A 16915-nucleotide genomic window follows, 5' to 3' on the forward strand; every position below is an offset into this window, starting at 1 on the left:
ATTTTGAAACCATCCGTGCGGATTCTGCGAGGTAGAGGCGGCTCAAAGACAGGGTGGCGACACGTTCAGATTTCACGAAACATCAGTGCGGCGCCGGCAGTTTTTGACTCCCTGATCCAACTGCATAACGTGTGTGGACCAATGGAATTGAGCCGTGATCTGCTGTAATTGATCGCGCAAGACCGGATTGAGTGAGTCGGCCTGTATCGATTTTGAAAACTGGATGATTTTTGACACCAGCGAATCGGTGGAGCCGTCATAAAAACAATCCGGCACTTTTGAAAAAATTTCTGGATACGCGAGGCGCGAAGGCAGAATCGGAATGCAGCCGGCGTTGACCGCTTCCAGAATGGAGATGCCAAAGAACTCATGCCAGGCCGTCGAAATCACCAGATCCGCCTGCTGCAGCGCCCGTTGATAATCGGATTGCCGCTCCAGAAATCCCCAATGATCGATACGGTCTGGAAACGCCGCACATAGCGTCTCAAAACAATCAGGAACCTCAGGGGATGTCTGGCCGAGCACGCTCAAACGAAACGAGATGCCCTGCCGATCCAATTCATAAATCGCTTCACAGAACTGGCGCGGATTCTTGTCATATTCCCAGCGGGCCACCCAGAGAATTTGGATCGGCCGTTCGTTCCGGCGTTCGACTTCAAACCCGGTCTGCTGAATGCCCGGCGGCACGACGAACGATTTCTGCTCACAACATGAAAACAGATCCAGCAGAGAAAAATCGGGCATGCGTTTTAGAAAATCAGCAGAGGCCTGAAAGAATTCCCGCCGATGAAAGTCGGAATTAAACCAGATTTCATCGGCGGCAATCGCTGTTTTCAGATTTATAAAACCGTATGTCAGATCACGGATTTCATTTTCCGAAACCGGGTACGTCCACTGATTTTCGTGAAAATAAACAATCCGGGGCAGTGCCGCGATTTCCGCTCGCACGAACCCCAGAAAAGTAGACAGATCAAACATATCAGTGACAAACAAAACGTCATAGCGCTCGCCCGCTTGAAAACGAGCCTCGACATCAGACACCAGAGTCACAGCCGCATGCTGCATCCTCCATTTCCAATGTCGCGCTGGCAGAGAAAGCAGGCTGAATTCGTGACAACTATGCGAAATCCATTGTTCCAGGAATTCACGATGACTTCCGCCATGATACGTATTGATTGCCAGAATTCGCATTAAACTTGACTCAGATTGTCCTCTTCAATGTTGGTTTTGCCTGAAGCCAGATCGGATTCAAGCTCCTGAATTTTGAGGATGGCATCGTTAAATGTTTCCAGACAATGTTCCCGTCCCACTTTTTCGATCACACGCAAACGGGTCAGAGTCCGATCAACCTGGGGTCGTAACCCTGTGAAGAATACAGTCGCGCCCTGTTTATGTGCTTTTTCGATAATATCATCCAACAGATAGGCACCCGACATATCAGCCATCGGTACACGAGCCATGCGGACAATCAGATATTTATAATCGACTAATGCCGAAGAAGCACGATAGATTGTATCAGATACCCCAAAGAACAGAGGTCCTTCCAAACGCAGTTTAAGAACTTTTTCTTTCAGTTCTTCCGGCATGGAAACGTCGGCTGGTAACTTTCGATCCATGTCATTCAGGCTCACAACATTCTGTTCGTATGCCTGTCCCAGCTCCTGCACGATTCGTACGAAGGCAATCGTAATGCCCACGCCCATCGCGACCAGCAAGTCGACAGAAATGGTCAAAATCAGCACGGCCCAGAAACAGATCGAGTCCATGAAAGGCATGCGATGCAAGACAGGCAAGACGCGGTAATCGATGATATCCATGCCCACTTTCAGCAGAATCCCGGCCAGACAGGCCATCGGAATATAGCTGGCGTACGGCGCCAGTCCCAGCATCAATGCCAGCAGAACCAGACCATGTGTAATGGAAGCCAAACCGGTTTTACCGCCACACTTGATATTGGCAACAGTTCGCATGGTGGCGGTTGCTGTGGTTACTCCACCCACAATCCCACAACCCAGGTTGGCAATTCCCTGTCCGAAGATTTCACGGTCACTGTTATGCCGTTCGTTTGTCATATTGTCTGCGACCAGACAGGTCAGCAGTGAATCGAAAATACAAAGCCCCGCCAATGCGAAGGCCCCCCCCACCATATCTCCAAAGCGAGTAAAATCAGGCCAGTACAGGTGAGGCAGACCAACGGGCATTGATCCAATGTATTCGATATCTTTAAACGTAAAGAGATGCGCAATGCTGGTTCCCACAATCAACCCCATCAATGGCGCGGGGAGCCACTCTTTCTTTGTCACACGAGGCCAGAGCAAAATCGTGAAGAATGTCGCCAGTGAAACAATCAACGCATGTGGTTTCTCATGCATGATGTCATAGGGAATTTGCTTGATCGCCCCCACCACCGAGTTGGGTGTCGCAAAGCCGAGCATCGGCGGAATTTCGAGCAGAATGATAATCACGCCGATCCCGCACATGAAACCAGAAACGACCGAATAAGGCGTGTAATATATGAACCGACCGATTTTCATCAGCGCCAACACAATACAGACCAGACCGCTCAGGAAGACCATCGACATGGCAAATACAATATCCGGTTCCCCGCTTGCCAGCTTGGTGGCAGCGATAATCGCCGCCAGCTGAACCACTTTCGGTCCGGTCGGACCACTGACCCCGGTATTGGAACCTCCAAACAGCCCCACCAGAATTCCACCACAGATGGCCGCCCACATCCCTGCTTCTGCTCCCAGCCCGGAAGCCACACCAAATGCCAGAGCCAGTGGCATGGCGATTACGGCAACCGTGATACCAGCCAGGATATCGTTCGGCACATTGGTATGCATAATCTTGATGTTATGCCAGGGGTTAAAATCGTTAAGATAACTTTTAAGGTTAAACTTGGGTTGATTCGAATCAATTTGAGACATGAACGAGATCCATTATCTAATGTGCCTGATTAATAACTCTCAGGAAGAATGAATGAGAAGCAGCATTCTCGAAAGAGCTACGCGAACAACACACGGTGAACCAGTCATTTTGCCAATACCAGTACAGCATTGATCAACAACGGTGGTTTGCGAGCGCAGCAAAAAACGAAAATAAAAAGCAGGAGAATGCCGGAAAGAGGCCGAGCATTAATTAGCAGGCGCGAGGCGGGCCACGTGAAGCGTGAATCTCATTGTAGTCAGATTCTTTGACACTGAATTCAACGCAATGAACCACGGAATTCGAGGTCGAAAAGGTAATCAGGAATTCAGCGTCCTGAATCAAAGTCTCCTCTTCACCGCTCTCTTCATTTTCTTCCAGCTCAAATTCAGAATAGAGCCAGTCAGCATTGGATTCCATTGAATCCATGAGAACCGGTCCAGCCAATAGAAATGCGATGTCCAGCAGGAACACTGTACAAAAAATGAACATCAGAGATTGGCGGGAGTACTGGAGCATATATAGATCGTATTTTATGTTTCTTACTTTGTCAATGACCGGTTTGTGAACTAACCTAGAATAAGGAAATGCCCAGAGAAATACCTCAGAGGTAAAAGGCCTAAGTACTTTCCAAGTCATTACTAAATCGTATTTTCCTTGTTCTCTGGTATTCACATTCAGTGATGTTCATGTGAGAATATAAACAACTTCTACAAAATGTGTCTTATATTAAAGCATGGTCTGATAGGAAAGAATTACCGCTTATCGTATTCTCGCTGTTGAACTTTGCTTGGCATCGATTCCTGCCTCACTGTCTAAAAAACTGATCACATTAAAGATTAAACCAGGGCCCATTGCCCTGATTCCCGAAAGCTTGAGGGTCTGATGAATATTTTGAATCGTCAAAGTCGCACACGTTGTTCTCTGATCGTGGCAGTCATTGTCTGCAGCATCTTCCAATCAACGGATCGAGTTGCTGCACAATCACTCAAAGAGGAATTATGTGATTGCTCACCCGAATTGACGCTCCTGCTGCGAGTGAACGATGTCCGGCGAACCGCCAAGCTGGTAACGAAAGCGGGAGGAAAGATTGTCTACGATCCCAACCTGGGCATTGGCAATGACATTCCCTTCCTGGTTGTGAATCTTCCTCCGAGCAAATTGAACGATAAAAAATTCATTGATTCTCTGAAGCTTCCTTCCGGCGTGATGGAAGAAATTCAGCCCGGTAAAATTACGCCCCAGGCAGCCCCTGAACCTGCTGCAAACGGGGCCAATGTAGTCGAGCCTCAGGCAGCCCCCGAACCCGACTTTGATTCACTATACGTTCCCCTGGATGACATCAAGGTTCCCGCACTGCGAAAACGAGTGGCCGGCAAAGGTCTCGGCGAAGGTACCATTGTCGCCATTATCGACACCGGCATTGACACCAGTCACCCCGTCTTTCAAGACCGAGTGATTTTCTGGAATGATGCCACAGGCGAAGGACGAACGAAATTAACCAAAGTCAGACAGCGGGATGGGAAATTCGAACTGGAACACGATAAGTTCATTGCACTTCCCGAAACGATCAAAGAAAACGAATATGTCTTTGCCGGCTATATCGACGAGAAAAAACTCGGCTTCCAACAAGGCGATATCTGGACCACACTCGGAAAAGAGGGTGTTGACATCAACCGCAATGGAACCAAGGACGACAAGCTGCTGGTGGTCGTCGGCTTAATTCCGAACCCGGAACTGCAAAAAGAAGAAGAAAAGAAAAAAGCAGCTGCTGAGAAAAAAGCGAAAGATCCAGAAGCACCACTGGAAGCCCTGAAGCCTAATCTGAAAATTCATGACTTACCCAAAGAATACACGCTGGCCTTCGTCGATGTAGATATGGACGGAAAATTCAGCAAAGAAGAAGCGAAGACCCCAATCATCGATTTCAATACCGCACGCAAGATGCAGAAAGACGGGCTGAAGGTTCCCTATCAAAAGATGCTGGAATTTCCGTCGCGTACCAAACGCATCGCATACCCCTTGCTGTTCCGTCCTAATGCCAAAAAACAGGTCACCGAAATCACGATCGCCTTCGATCAGCAATCACATGGAACCCACGTTGCAGGGATTGTTGCTGGTAGCGGGCTCCAGATTGAAGGGGCTGCTCCCAAAGCACAATTGATGGCTATTAAAGTCTGTTCGGGACGCAGCTGTACTGATCAGGCAATTCTGCGTGGCATTATCGCCGCGTTCTTTAACCCGGAAGGATACGTTCCGGACGTCGTGAATATTTCACTGGGCAGCCACGAAGGTTATCTCAAGCGTCCTTTAAGCATCCTGATTCAGGACCTGTCGGCAAAGTTTGGGACCACGTTCTTTGTCTCTGCTTCAAACGACGGCCCAGGCTATCGTACGATCAACGGACTGGCAGGATCGAGCCCGGCTGTCTTTGTCGGTGCACATGTCTCAGCCAATACATTAAGAGAACACTACCGTCTCGCCGAAGGAGTTCACGCTCCCGAACATGGTTTGTTGTACTTTTCCTCACTCGGTCCTTCCTACACCGGAGAAATGCGTCCCAATGTGGTCGCCCCGGGTTCGGCACTCTCTTCAACCCCGTTAAATTCCGACGGTTCGAGCATGTTCAACGGAACCAGTATGTCGTCACCGATTGCCGCTGGTGCCGCTGCAGCCATGCTCTCACTGGTGAAAGCAGATAAAGAATATGCCGAAGTCCTGGAACGACAGCAAAAGAAAATTGAAGCGATTCGAAAGAAATCGTCGGACAGCCGCTACTCACTGACTTCTCTCGCGCTGAGTATGCGACTCGCTCTGGAAAACTCGGCGATGCGGATGAAAGGGTTCACCTATGCCCAGCAGGGAGCCGGCTTGATCGACATCGACAAAGCCTACCCCGAGTTCATGCGCCTGGCGAAATTAACGCTGGACCCGAAAAAGCAATCCGCAGAATTCAGCATCAATCACTATTCCAAATACAACCGTCTTTATGACCGTTCGAATAATATTGACGCGCATAAAAAAGTCGACCTGGATCTGAATATCGACGGTGAAGTGTCTGACCGCGGCAGCCTGCTGCTGAAAAACACGCCTGCCATTATCAAACTGGAAAAAGTCGAAATCCAGGACAGTGACGGTTCCGTCACGATTCTCGATGTGAACGGCAACAAGGAAAAAATTCCGTTTTCCATTGCCTTACCCGGTAAAGAAGAAGCACAGGGAAATGAGATTTCTCTGGTGCTTTCCAACAGCAGTAAATCGTTCTTCTACAGTACGCGCAAACGCGATTTGATGGAAACCGGTAAAACGTATCTGGCTTATTACACTGTGACGCAGCATGGCGAACGGGAATTCAGCTTCCTGGACGTCGTTCATAAACCGATCGAATTATCGGACCTCAAAACAGAAGTCAGTCTTCCCGGTCTGGCGTTACAGGACTCAGAGCGCATCGCCGCGTTTGTGGTTCCGCAAAAAACGATTTCCGCCGGTGCTTATCACCGTTATCCCATTGCCGTCACCCGACGTGACAGCAGCCTGACGGTTATGCTTGGCTTTGTCGCGAACAGCTCCGGTCGTTTGCTGGTCAGCGTGTTTAATCCAGATGGTGAGGAAATTGGTTATCGCGTCATTCAACAGACGTCACAACTGGGGGGTGACCGCTCCAATGCCAGCCTGACGGTTTCAACAAAAGAGGAAGGCATTCACGAAGTGGTTGTCAGTACCTTTAGCGGTAACTGGCTCAATGAATCCAAATACGACTTGCTGATCGAAGCACAGCGTTTCCGAGCCTCGACAGATGAACTGGCGCTCTCAACCGTTGATTCCGGAAAAGATGCGGAAAAGCTGATCACGTTTTCCAATTCTTCAGGGCAGGTCAGAAGTATGACGGCCAGTCTGGGTGGTCTCACACGTGTTGTGCCACAGGAGAAATTTCCGATCCTGGCCAACTACCGTACGTTCCGAAAACTGGACATTCCCGCATGGAGACCGGAAAGTGGCGAAAGTCAAACGACCAGCGTTCGCCTGACCTTTCCACCCGATGACAAAAAATATAAAGGTTTCCGAGGCCGCATTGATCATCGCCTGTATAAAAAAGGCCCGGATGGCAAACTGGTGGAGGCGTATAAAGGATCATTCTATGGACGCGGAAAATCATTCAATAACATTCCCCGCCCTGAACCTGGTAAACCTTATGAAACGTTGTACGCCGCCGTCGATACCTACTTCACGGTTCCCTACGATGAAGGCTTAAAACACAGTCAGGGAACTATCACGTTAGACGCTTATTTCCCGGGCATCCCTGTGAAGATGGAAGGTTCCGTCGGACTCAGTATTCTGTCTGTCGGCAGACCTGACGTTTACATTCTGAAACTCAAAGGACCTCAAAAACTGATCGATGCCTCTGCTGCGAAAACCAACAACAGCAGTTCATCACAGGCGACTCTGGAAATTCCCACAAAAATTGGCGGTGTCTCCAAGATCAAAGTGACTTTACCGGTGACGGTAACGCCTGATGTGAAATCAACGTTATCCAAACAGTTAATTCGTTCGACGCTCAGTATTTCGACGAGTGACTCCCGGATTTCCAAATCGATCCCGATTGAAATTTCGCAATAGTTCCCCGGACAACCTCAACACCATTTAGAATTGAGATTGCCTCTCATGGACCAGGCACCGCGTATAGGTTCTTCGAACACGATTTCATTCGAAGTGGAGCAAAGCCACTCGATTACGTTTTCGCAGGAAGCAGATATTTCTGTGCTTTCGACGCCATCACTGATTTGGTTTCTGGAACAGGCTGCGTTACAATTCCTGCAAGCGTGGCTTGAAGACAAGTCCCTGAGTGTCGGTACGCACGTGGATGTGGAGCACTTGGCGCCGACTCCCGTTGGCGCCACCGTGAATTGCACCGCACGGCTCATCTACCAGGATGGGCCCGTGTATCGATTTAGCGTCGAAGCATACGCCGGGGATGAGAAAATCGCGAAAGGCCTACACTCCCGCCGCATCATTCAAGCCCGCCAGTTAATCAAACGGCTCCAGACTGGATCGCATTCCAAGAAATCATAGTCTCTCTCATTCGATATGGCTCGGACTAGATGGCTTTGGAAACGCTTTAATGATCCGGGAGACAGGCCCAATCATCGAAACCTGAGTAGAAAGAAGAAACATGATTTTTGTCATCGCAGATATTGAGTTAGCCGAAGGAAAACAGGCCGCGTTTCTGGAAGCGTTTCACCAGCTGGTGCCTCAAGTTCTCGCCGAAGATGGTTGTATTGAATACGGGCCCGCGGTCGATGAAGAAACCGACATTCCCGTGCAGGTCAAAAACGGCAGCCAGATCGTCACCGTCATGGAAAAGTGGGAAAGTGTCGATGCCCTGAAAGCACACCTCGCTGCCCCCCACATGACAACCTACCGGGAACAGGTCGCGGATCTGGTCAAAGGGACAACCATCAAAGTGCTGAAGCCGGCTTAACCGGCTCTTTTCCCCATCCCGACTATGGTTTGGGCGCCACCAGCGGTGCTTCGGCTTGTTCCGGTTCGGTCTGTCCGGCGGGTGCTTCCACTTGCATCGGAATCAGTTCGCCCGTTAATTGATAGAGATAAAAGCGGATGAGCGGCCGGTAAGGTGTTTCCGGTTGTTCATCCACAATCTCTTGTAAAACCGCAACCGCCTGATCGGGCTGGCCCGCTTCGATTTCACAGCGGGCCAGATTCAATTTGAGTGGAGTTTGCTGCTGCGAAAGTCCATACAGATAGTTGGCAACAGAGGCCGTATGCTGGGCAGGCCAGAAGCTGTTCGAAGGTGGCTGAATCAAAGGCAACGACTGCAATACACCGGCAATGCGTGCTTCTTCATGCGATCTGAGTTCTTGCTTCCACAAATCAAAACTGCCCCGATAATTGCCATTTCCCAAACTCGTAAACGCGGCCTGGGAACGCCAGGGAATCCGTGGATCGTTTTGTGCCAGCGATTCCAGTTGCGCCATCTGCGAGTCCGCTTCTTCTGAAAGCCCGACTTCCATTAAGACGGTTGCTTTCAGATTTTGTGCCAATGGGTTTTGTGCAATAAAAACGGGATCATCCAGATAGTGATGAGCCAACAGGACATATCCATTCTGGTAAGCCTGGCTTGCCAGCTGCATCCGGTCAGCACCGTCTGCCAGCTGCTTATCCAGCTCCTGAGTAATCTGGTCGATTTGTGTTTTGAGTTTTTCCAGATGATCCGTGTAGGCTCTCAATCGTGCCAATGCGTCATCTTCCAGTTGCTCCTGATCTTCCACCATCGACAGATAGGTTTGTAATTCACGATGCGACAGATCCACCTTGCCCATATTCGAATACAGGTCAAACAGAAACAGATGAGTGGGTGCATAGTCCGGTTCGATAATTAACGATTGATGATACGCGTGCAGAATTTGAAAATATCGCATTCGATCAATCTGTAATGGCTGCCGCTGTTGATTTCGTGCCGCCGGGGGAACCATTAACTGTGCTTCCAGACCTGCCAGATAACCATAGGCACTTCCCAGGATTCGATAGGCTTCGGCACTGTTAGGATTTTCAATCAGGCCACGATTGGCCAGTTGAATCGCCAAAACCGCAAAGCAGGAACCCAGTTCGTGATTCCTGCCAGACTGAGACATCAGCCCCAGATAGTGCCGCGCGGTTTGCACGTCGTTTTCCAGCGTTTCCGTTTGAGGCAGAAAATAGCGACTGTAAAACGATTTGGGACGTGCCCAGTCTGCCCGGATTTCCGGAAAGTCTTTTTGCTCCTGAAAGGCACGTTTTTTAAAGTCCAGTTGATGCGCCGCCAGATAGGATTTTGTTTCTGCGTTCTCCGTGTCCGTACGATAAAAGACGGCCGTCGCTGCGTTCAAATCGGTCAATTGCCAGTCGGGCGTTGTCAATAAATCGAAGAATGTCCGATAGTCCGGGTTCGCTCCTGACAGGCGCGGAATCACATGGGTTACCTGATATTCATCAAAGGTTTCTTTCCAGACATCGGGAATTCCGCTTCCCAGTTGATCTTCGCGTTGAACTCGCAATGCTCGTCGTGTTTTATCGTGTAAATCGACCAGGCTCTCTTCTCCCTCACCGGCAAACAGAGCAATTCGATTGTCCACGAACGACTTCTGGTCCAGCCAGATCAACAGGTCTCCCTGCTCCAGAACAAAATGAAACGGGCGATCATCCAGCGACTCTGCCAACGCACTCTGATAACCGTCAATCGTTCGCGTCAATGCCGGACTGAAGCCCAGACCAACGGCGTGTCTGGTTGCCCCCTGTCCCTGAAAACGACCGCAAACCACTAGATACGCCAGAGCAAAAAACGTGAGCACCGTCAACGCTCGTCCGCCACGCGAGAACAACAGCTCCGACGTCTCCACACTGTAAGTCTGTCGAAAATTCTCACGGTACCAGATCTGAAAATTCGTATTCGCAAAAATCGCACAGAGTACACTGGTCACCACTAGCTCATGGCTGGCCGTAATAGACAGTCCACAAAAACCAAGAAAGACAAACAGGTATCCCCAGCTCATCTTCGTTTGATTCAATATAAAACTGACAAAGGTGAGTAAAATCATAATGAACGCAGCCACAGCATAATGATTCAGTGACTCCCAGAACACTGGTGACGTCATCGAGAAATAGCCCAGCTCTTCCGGCCCCACTTTGCCGACAAACATCGACCGCATGATTGGATAATCAACCAGGTAATAATTCAAACCGGCGGTGAGTGAATGCCAGCCAGTCGGGTTCAGCAGGGTCGCAACCAGACTGCCCCCCAAAACCAGCCAGAGTTCCTTATAGTCGGTGTCGTCATTCAACACAGACCGATCCATCAACGCCGCCACGGTTTCCCCCAGGGCATACAACAGGAGCAGGACGATTCCCAGCGAAACCCGCGGATCAAAATTGGCCCATACTAAGAACAAGGGTACCAGCATCCACAAGGCACGAGGCGAATTATTTTCCTGCCAGGACTGCAGACAACGCAGCGTGAGCACGAGCCCCAGAATCGTAATGATTTCCGGCGTCACTGTCAGTTGTGGAAAACAGGCGATCAAAGCCAGCACCGCCAGAATTGAACCCCACCAGGTCGAAATCTCCCGCTGACAAAGGTGGACGATCACGTAAAAAGTAATGCCCAGTAACAGCATTTTGACTAACGTCAGTCCCGTCGCACCCAGCACACCGTACACAGCCGCGAGTGATAAATCGAACAACCAGGCGTTATTCTGCCAGGGGCGGTCGGCGGCGGTATAGGAAAATACATCCGTCGCGGGAGGCCAGAACCCATGCTCGGCCAGATACTGCCCCGTTTTGACATGTACCAGGGTTTGTGTTTCTGAAATGAACGTTGCAGCAAACAGACAGGCTAATAAAATCGCAGCCCAACGCAACATGAAGTCCCCGCGGATCGCTTCATCTTCGACCAGTTCAGGCGTTAGTGGTTCCCACTCGGGAAGTCCTTCTTCACTCGCCTGATTCTCCTGCGCGGCATCGGTTGGTACCGGAGTCGTTTCCGGATTTTTGTTCGACTCATCAGGAGTCAGATTTTGATCGGCTTGGGGATCATTTTTATCGGGAGCGTTCTCGTCAGGCAAATCGTTGTCTGGATGATCATTCACGGAAATTCTCAAAATCTGAAACAGGGTTGAAAAACAAAAGTGAACAGCACACCGAGACTTATTAGGGCGGGTCAACACTCAGAGAGTTCTGTAAGCGCGGATTCCGCAAGTTCGTAGCGGCCAACAGTCGATTATACTACGCCCAGATGACTCTGGAAACGCAGCAACCAGCCCGAACACGGGCGAAAACCAGCAATCTTCAGCATCTCCCTAAGATCTCTTCTCCTCTGGGAATGGTTGTGTTTCACAAACTTTCCCTGCTCCTTTTACGAGATCTGGTCTGACACCGTTTGTTCCAAATCGGCTTTTTTACCCAATCTTGTCTTTTCCAATCCAGGGGCGGAGTACTTCGGGAACCAGAATCGTGCCGTCTGCCTGCTGGTAATTCTCCAGAACCGCAATAATGGCCCGTGCAATCGAAACAGCCGTTCCATTCAGAGTATGCACGAACTCCGTTCCCTTCTGACCGCTGGTCTTACAACGAGTCCCCAAGCGTCGAGACTGGTAATCCGTGCAGTTCGAAGCAGACGTGACTTCGCCATACGCGCCCCCTTCACCACGGCCGGGCATCCAGGCTTCCAGATCGTATTTCCGATAAGCGGGCGCCCCCAGATCTCCCGTGCAGGTATCAACCACACGGTAATGCAGGCCTAACCCCTGAAAAATCTCTTCTTCGATCCGCACAATTTCTTCGTGCATCGCATCGGAGGCGGCGTTGGTTGGCTCCGTGAAGGCAAACATTTCGACCTTGGAAAACTGATGCACGCGATAGATGCCACGCGTCGCCTTGCCGTGCGCGCCTGCTTCGGTACGAAAACAGTGTGACAGACCGGCAATCTTGAGCGGCAGCGTTTCGCGGTCCATGATCTGATCTTTCATCGATCCGCCCAGCGTAATCTCAGCCGTCGCCACCAGACTCAAATCCGTATTCTCCACAGAATAAATCTGCGTCTCGTCTCCGCGGGGATTGAACCCGATTCCTTCCAGAATTTCTTTCTTGGCCAGATCTGGCGTGCTGTGCAGAATGAAGCCTTCCTGCACCAGCTTCTGCATTGCGTATTGACAAAGAGCCATCTCCAGCAGAACGGCTTCATTCTTCAGATAATAAAACCCGTGCCCGGCAACGCGCGTCCCCGCTTCAAAATCGATCAGATCATGCTTTTCGGCCAAAGCCACATGATCGAGGGGTTCAAAATCAAACGTCGGTTTTTCCCCTGACATCCGGACCACGGTATTAGCTTTGTCTTCTTTCCCGACGGGCACTTCCGGATGCGCCAGGTTCGGCACCCGGGCCTGCTCCTGTCTCAATTCGGCTTCGACTTCACGCAGCTCAATATCGAGGGCAGAAACCTGCTCACGTAGTTCTTTCCCCTGTGCGATCAATGCCTGTTTCGCATCATTGTCTGCAGCTTTGGGAATTTGAGAGGAAATCGACTTCTGTTCCTGCCGTACTTTGTCGCCTTGAACGATCAGTTCGCGACGACGCTGATCCAGTTTTGACAGTCGTGCCAGGTCTACTTCAATTCCACGATTGCGACAATTCTCAAGGATGGCGTCCTGATTCTCGCAAATGAACTGCAAATCCAACATAAGAAATCAACTACTCCGTGCAGTGCCTGGATCGCGTCACATTTTACGATAGCGTGCCTCAATCTAATCGACTCGATCCAAATGGCCTTGGAGACGCTACAATAAAACTGGACACAGTCCAGAAATGGTTTAGAAACAAGAATTCGGCTTCAATCCGAGCCCGCATCATATCCAATGACAATTTTAATGTCCAAGGGTAACGCTTTTTCGGATGAAAAAATGGATATTCCAGCCGGAATAATGCAAATTTGCCTGTTACAGCGATTAAGGATCACTCGACATTGCTGCCTCGTAGACGATTTGTCCATCCAACACCGTCAGCAGAGGCTTGATCTGCAGAATTTCGTTTTCAGAACAAGTCAGATAGTCCCGGTCCAGCACCACCAGATCGGCCAGTTTTCCTGGCTCCAGCGTCCCTTTCACCTTTTCTTCAAAGCTGATATACGCGGCGTCACTCGTCATGCAACGCAGTGCCTGCTCGCGGGACAATTTCTGATGCGGGCCATAAACCTTCCCATCAATATCACACCGACTGACGGCAATATACAGTGCCAGAAACGGATTGAAGGCGTTCATCGAATGATCGGGATCAAAGCCGTTCATATGGTCGCTGTTGATCGCCACCGGCACGCCGCCGTCAACAAAAGTCTTGAGTCCCATAAAACGGTTCACCCAGGAGGGGCCGTAAATCTGATTGATAGCATCGGCATCGCGATAGAACAGATAGGTCTGCGTATCATAACAGACCCCGAGCGCCTTTGAACGCCGCACCGATTCCTCTGTCGGGAAGTACGCGTGCGTGATACAAAACCGGCGTCCATCGACGGGCAGCCGTTCGTTTACCTCTTCCAGCGCACTCAGAATTTCATTCACACTTCCATCGCCGGTCGCGTGACAACACATCTGCCAGCCCAGCTTCTGCCCTGCTTCAAAGATTTCGGCCATCAACTCGCGCGAGTATGCCAGATCCCCCCGATAGTCGGCATCCTGCTGCAATACATAAAACTGACGACGCTTTTCGCCGTACGGTTCGGAAAGACGCGTGTTCCCCCAATGAATGCCCCCATCTACAGAAATCTTCAATGGGCCGACTCGTACCCAGTCGTCTCCGTCGCCGGTGATCAGCCCCAGCTTCTTTGTAAATTCTTTAACGGCGGCCGCACTGCGTAACTGCTGGCGAATCGTCATCGTCATCCGTACCGTCAATTCGTTCTGTGCTTTCAGCAACTCGTATTCACGATATTCTTCGACTCCCGAACCCCGTTCGAGAATGCTCGTGATCCCTACCGAATTATAAATGGCATGCAGTTTCTTCAATGCTTCACGTGTTGCTTCCGCCGGAACGGTTTGCCGCGGAATCAGTTTGCGAATCGCGCTGCTCCCCCCTTCCATCATGAGCGGCTTGCCGTTGTCGTCAAAGATGATTCGGGCTCCCGCCAGTTGATCCTTGTCACTCTTGATTCCCAATAATTCAAAGCCCCGTGTATTCAACACATTTTTGCGAGCGATATTCATATAAACGGGGTGTGTCGTGCAAGCCGCATCCAGCTCAGCAGGCGTCGGACGGCGGCGTTCTTTCAAACGCGTAATATCCGTGCGCGGCACCGTGATCCAACGACCGGCGGGCACATCTTTCACTTTCTCTCGAATCCAGGCCTGAATCTCTGCTACCGAATTCAATTCCTGATGCGGCTGAATTAATTCGCCACGCGCCGCTCGCAACGCGTGCACATGAGATTCGATCAATCCCGGAATCACCGTTTTCCCATCCAGAGAAACCACCTTGGTCTGATCTCCCTGATACGGCTTCATCTCGGCATTGCTGCCCACCGCCAGAATCTTGCCATCGCGAATCGCAATCGCTTCCACAATCCGCGATTGATCGTCCAGCGTGATCACTTTCCCGTTTTGAAAAATCGTCGTTGCCGTCTCTGCAGAAAGCAGACTGACCGTTGAGCAAAAAACGAGCAAAACAGTAACGGGATGAACTAAATTTCTGAGCGGGACAAACATGCTGACTCCAGTGGGGTGATTCAGGTGGGCTAAAAATGGAAAACGAAATCGGACTCGGCTTTGATTGATCCAAAGCGCACGTCCATCAACGTTCGCTGATCTATTCAGTCTACACAGCTCACCGGGCCGTCGGCAACAATCGTTGATAGATTTTCAGCGCTTTCCGATATTCGTTCACGCACGCTTCACTTGAGACTCCCTGATTGCGTGCGATTTCTTCTTCCATCCGTAGAATCAGATACTGCACCGCCGCCCGCTTGGGACGCACGGGTTGACCCGGCACATCAAAATAAACCGGCGCCGTATGCGCAAACCGGGTGCGTCCGGTTTCCGCTTGAGTAAAACAACGGACGGCAACCCACGCGGAACCACTCAATTTCATTTTATGATCGATGGGAAAAATGAATGTGGTCCCCTTCCTCTGTTTTTCCAGCGGGATCGTCTCCACCACATCGCCGTTCACAATCACTTCAATTCGGGAAATCGGCTTCCAGTAGCGAGCGGTCCCCTGCAGATGGCATTCGTATTCTGCATCGCCGGATTTCTGATGGGTTTTGCCGACATCAGAGCCATTCACATTCAGAGTCAACATCGGACCCGTCGTGACAAAGCTCCGTCCTGCATTGAGGCCGGCCATCCATTTTTCATAACTGAATCCGTCCGGCAGATGTACATACACACGACCAAACCCGAGCGGCACCGGATGCACGCCCGACGCCGTTCCCGCGGTCGGCCGCATGCGATATCCGCAGTTCAACATCGTGTAATACATCTGAAAACCAAACTGCATCCAGCCCTTCTCGGTCAGCCCCTTTTCATCCCTCTCAAGATTGAGATACTCAGGGCGTGCTTTCCCAAAGAAATTCTTGAAAAAGAATTCCGTTCGCCAGAGATGATTATTGCTTAATTCAAACAGATCCACGTCCATCACGGGCACCAGCATCATCGACCACGGCCAGGAATGTTTATCCAGATCTAACAGTGCCCCCTGTTTGTGCGCCGCCTCAGCGATCGGCGCGACAGGCGGTGCTCCCAGCTCCAGCACTTGTTTCTGGTTCAACACAAACACAGCGCCTAACACATGACGTTGCTTGCCGACCTTCGTAATTTCGTACTCGGTATTCAGCGGATAATAAACGTGCGTCGGATCGACATACACGGGCGCTGCTTTGACTGCTGCCTGATCGGTATTCATATCCCCGCGTGACGGCGGCTGACCGGCAATCGAAACCCAGTTGGTCAGTGGCAGTGCCACGTTCAAGTCTTCCGCCTGCATCACGTTCGGCAGTTCCTTCACCAGTCGATGCACGTGCGTGTCGCCCGAATACCAGCCTTCCTCCGCCATATTCGACCAGCGTTTAAGCTTAAGGCGTACTTCGCGCGGCTGATCTTCCACGTCAACCGTCTGCATCCGCGGAATATATTCTTTCCCCCGATAAGCGGTGAGGCGATATTCACCGGGGGGCAGCTCGACTTCAAACGGGTGCGCCGACAGCGTCACATGCCGTTCGATACTCGTCGGGCTGCGCTGCTTGTCATACAGAATTGCCGAGCCGGCTTCGTCGGCGCTTTTCGCATAGTAAGCGGTGCCGTCGGCGGCTTGAATCGACAGCCGAGCAGGAATGATCTTCCCGGTCAAAGAATCAACGATGGTCCCTTTCAATACGGCAGCAGACACCGACTGAAAAGGAACCACAAACAGAGAAAGCAGCAGTGCGAGGCGATACATGAAACTTTTCTCCTGC

General features: G+C 50.7%; 10 protein-coding genes. 3 read left to right on the forward strand and 7 right to left on the reverse strand.

Annotated elements, in window-relative coordinates:
* Positions 1 to 72: 72 nt before the first annotated feature.
* From Enr17x_RS23120 to Enr17x_RS23130, 3 genes are all read right to left on the reverse strand, one after another.
* Positions 73 to 1191, reverse strand: a complete 1119-nt coding sequence (locus Enr17x_RS23120; protein WP_145312045.1) for a tRNA-queuosine alpha-mannosyltransferase domain-containing protein — start codon at positions 1189 to 1191, stop codon at positions 73 to 75.
* On the reverse strand, positions 1191 to 2930 hold the full coding sequence (locus Enr17x_RS23125; protein WP_145312046.1) for a SulP family inorganic anion transporter: 1740 nt from the start codon (positions 2928 to 2930) through the stop codon (positions 1191 to 1193). The genes Enr17x_RS23120 and Enr17x_RS23125 overlap by 1 nt, the downstream gene beginning before the upstream one ends.
* A 211-nt stretch (positions 2931 to 3141) precedes the next feature.
* On the reverse strand, positions 3142 to 3357 hold the full coding sequence (locus Enr17x_RS23130) for a hypothetical protein (RefSeq protein ID WP_145312047.1): 216 nt from the start codon (positions 3355 to 3357) through the stop codon (positions 3142 to 3144).
* A gap of 456 nt (positions 3358 to 3813) precedes the next feature.
* Between Enr17x_RS23130 and Enr17x_RS23135 the strand changes: the two genes are divergently transcribed.
* From Enr17x_RS23135 to Enr17x_RS23145, 3 genes are all read left to right on the forward strand, one after another.
* Positions 3814 to 7545, forward strand: a complete 3732-nt coding sequence (locus Enr17x_RS23135) for a S8 family serine peptidase (RefSeq protein WP_145312048.1) — start codon at positions 3814 to 3816, stop codon at positions 7543 to 7545.
* A gap of 45 nt (positions 7546 to 7590) precedes the next feature.
* On the forward strand, positions 7591 to 7998 hold the full coding sequence (locus tag Enr17x_RS23140; RefSeq protein WP_145312049.1) for a thioesterase family protein: 408 nt from the start codon (positions 7591 to 7593) through the stop codon (positions 7996 to 7998).
* A gap of 100 nt (positions 7999 to 8098) precedes the next feature.
* A complete protein-coding gene (locus Enr17x_RS23145; RefSeq protein WP_145312050.1) occupies positions 8099 to 8407 on the forward strand; it encodes a putative quinol monooxygenase in 309 nt (102 codons plus the stop codon).
* A 22-nt stretch (positions 8408 to 8429) separates the two neighbouring features.
* Here Enr17x_RS23145 and Enr17x_RS23150 read toward each other — a convergent pair whose 3' ends face one another.
* From Enr17x_RS23150 to Enr17x_RS23165, 4 genes are all read right to left on the reverse strand, one after another.
* On the reverse strand, positions 8430 to 11567 hold the full coding sequence (locus Enr17x_RS23150) for a tetratricopeptide repeat protein (RefSeq protein ID WP_145312051.1): 3138 nt from the start codon (positions 11565 to 11567) through the stop codon (positions 8430 to 8432).
* Between the two features lie 309 nt (positions 11568 to 11876).
* Positions 11877 to 13157 carry a serine--tRNA ligase gene (gene serS / locus Enr17x_RS23155; RefSeq protein WP_145312052.1) on the reverse strand — a complete coding sequence of 427 codons (1281 nt, stop codon included), beginning with the start codon at positions 13155 to 13157 and terminating at the stop codon, positions 11877 to 11879.
* A 264-nt stretch (positions 13158 to 13421) separates the two neighbouring features.
* Positions 13422 to 15170: an amidohydrolase gene (locus Enr17x_RS23160; protein WP_145312053.1), complete on the reverse strand. Its 1749-nt coding sequence runs from the start codon at positions 15168 to 15170 to the stop codon at positions 13422 to 13424.
* 118 nt (positions 15171 to 15288) lie between these two features.
* Positions 15289 to 16899: a CehA/McbA family metallohydrolase gene (locus Enr17x_RS23165; protein WP_145312054.1), complete on the reverse strand. Its 1611-nt coding sequence runs from the start codon at positions 16897 to 16899 to the stop codon at positions 15289 to 15291.
* Between the last annotated feature and the right edge of the window lie 16 nt (positions 16900 to 16915).

The sequence above is a fragment of the Gimesia fumaroli genome (genome assembly GCF_007754425.1).
In the GTDB taxonomy this organism is placed as follows: domain Bacteria; phylum Planctomycetota; class Planctomycetia; order Planctomycetales; family Planctomycetaceae; genus Gimesia; species Gimesia fumaroli.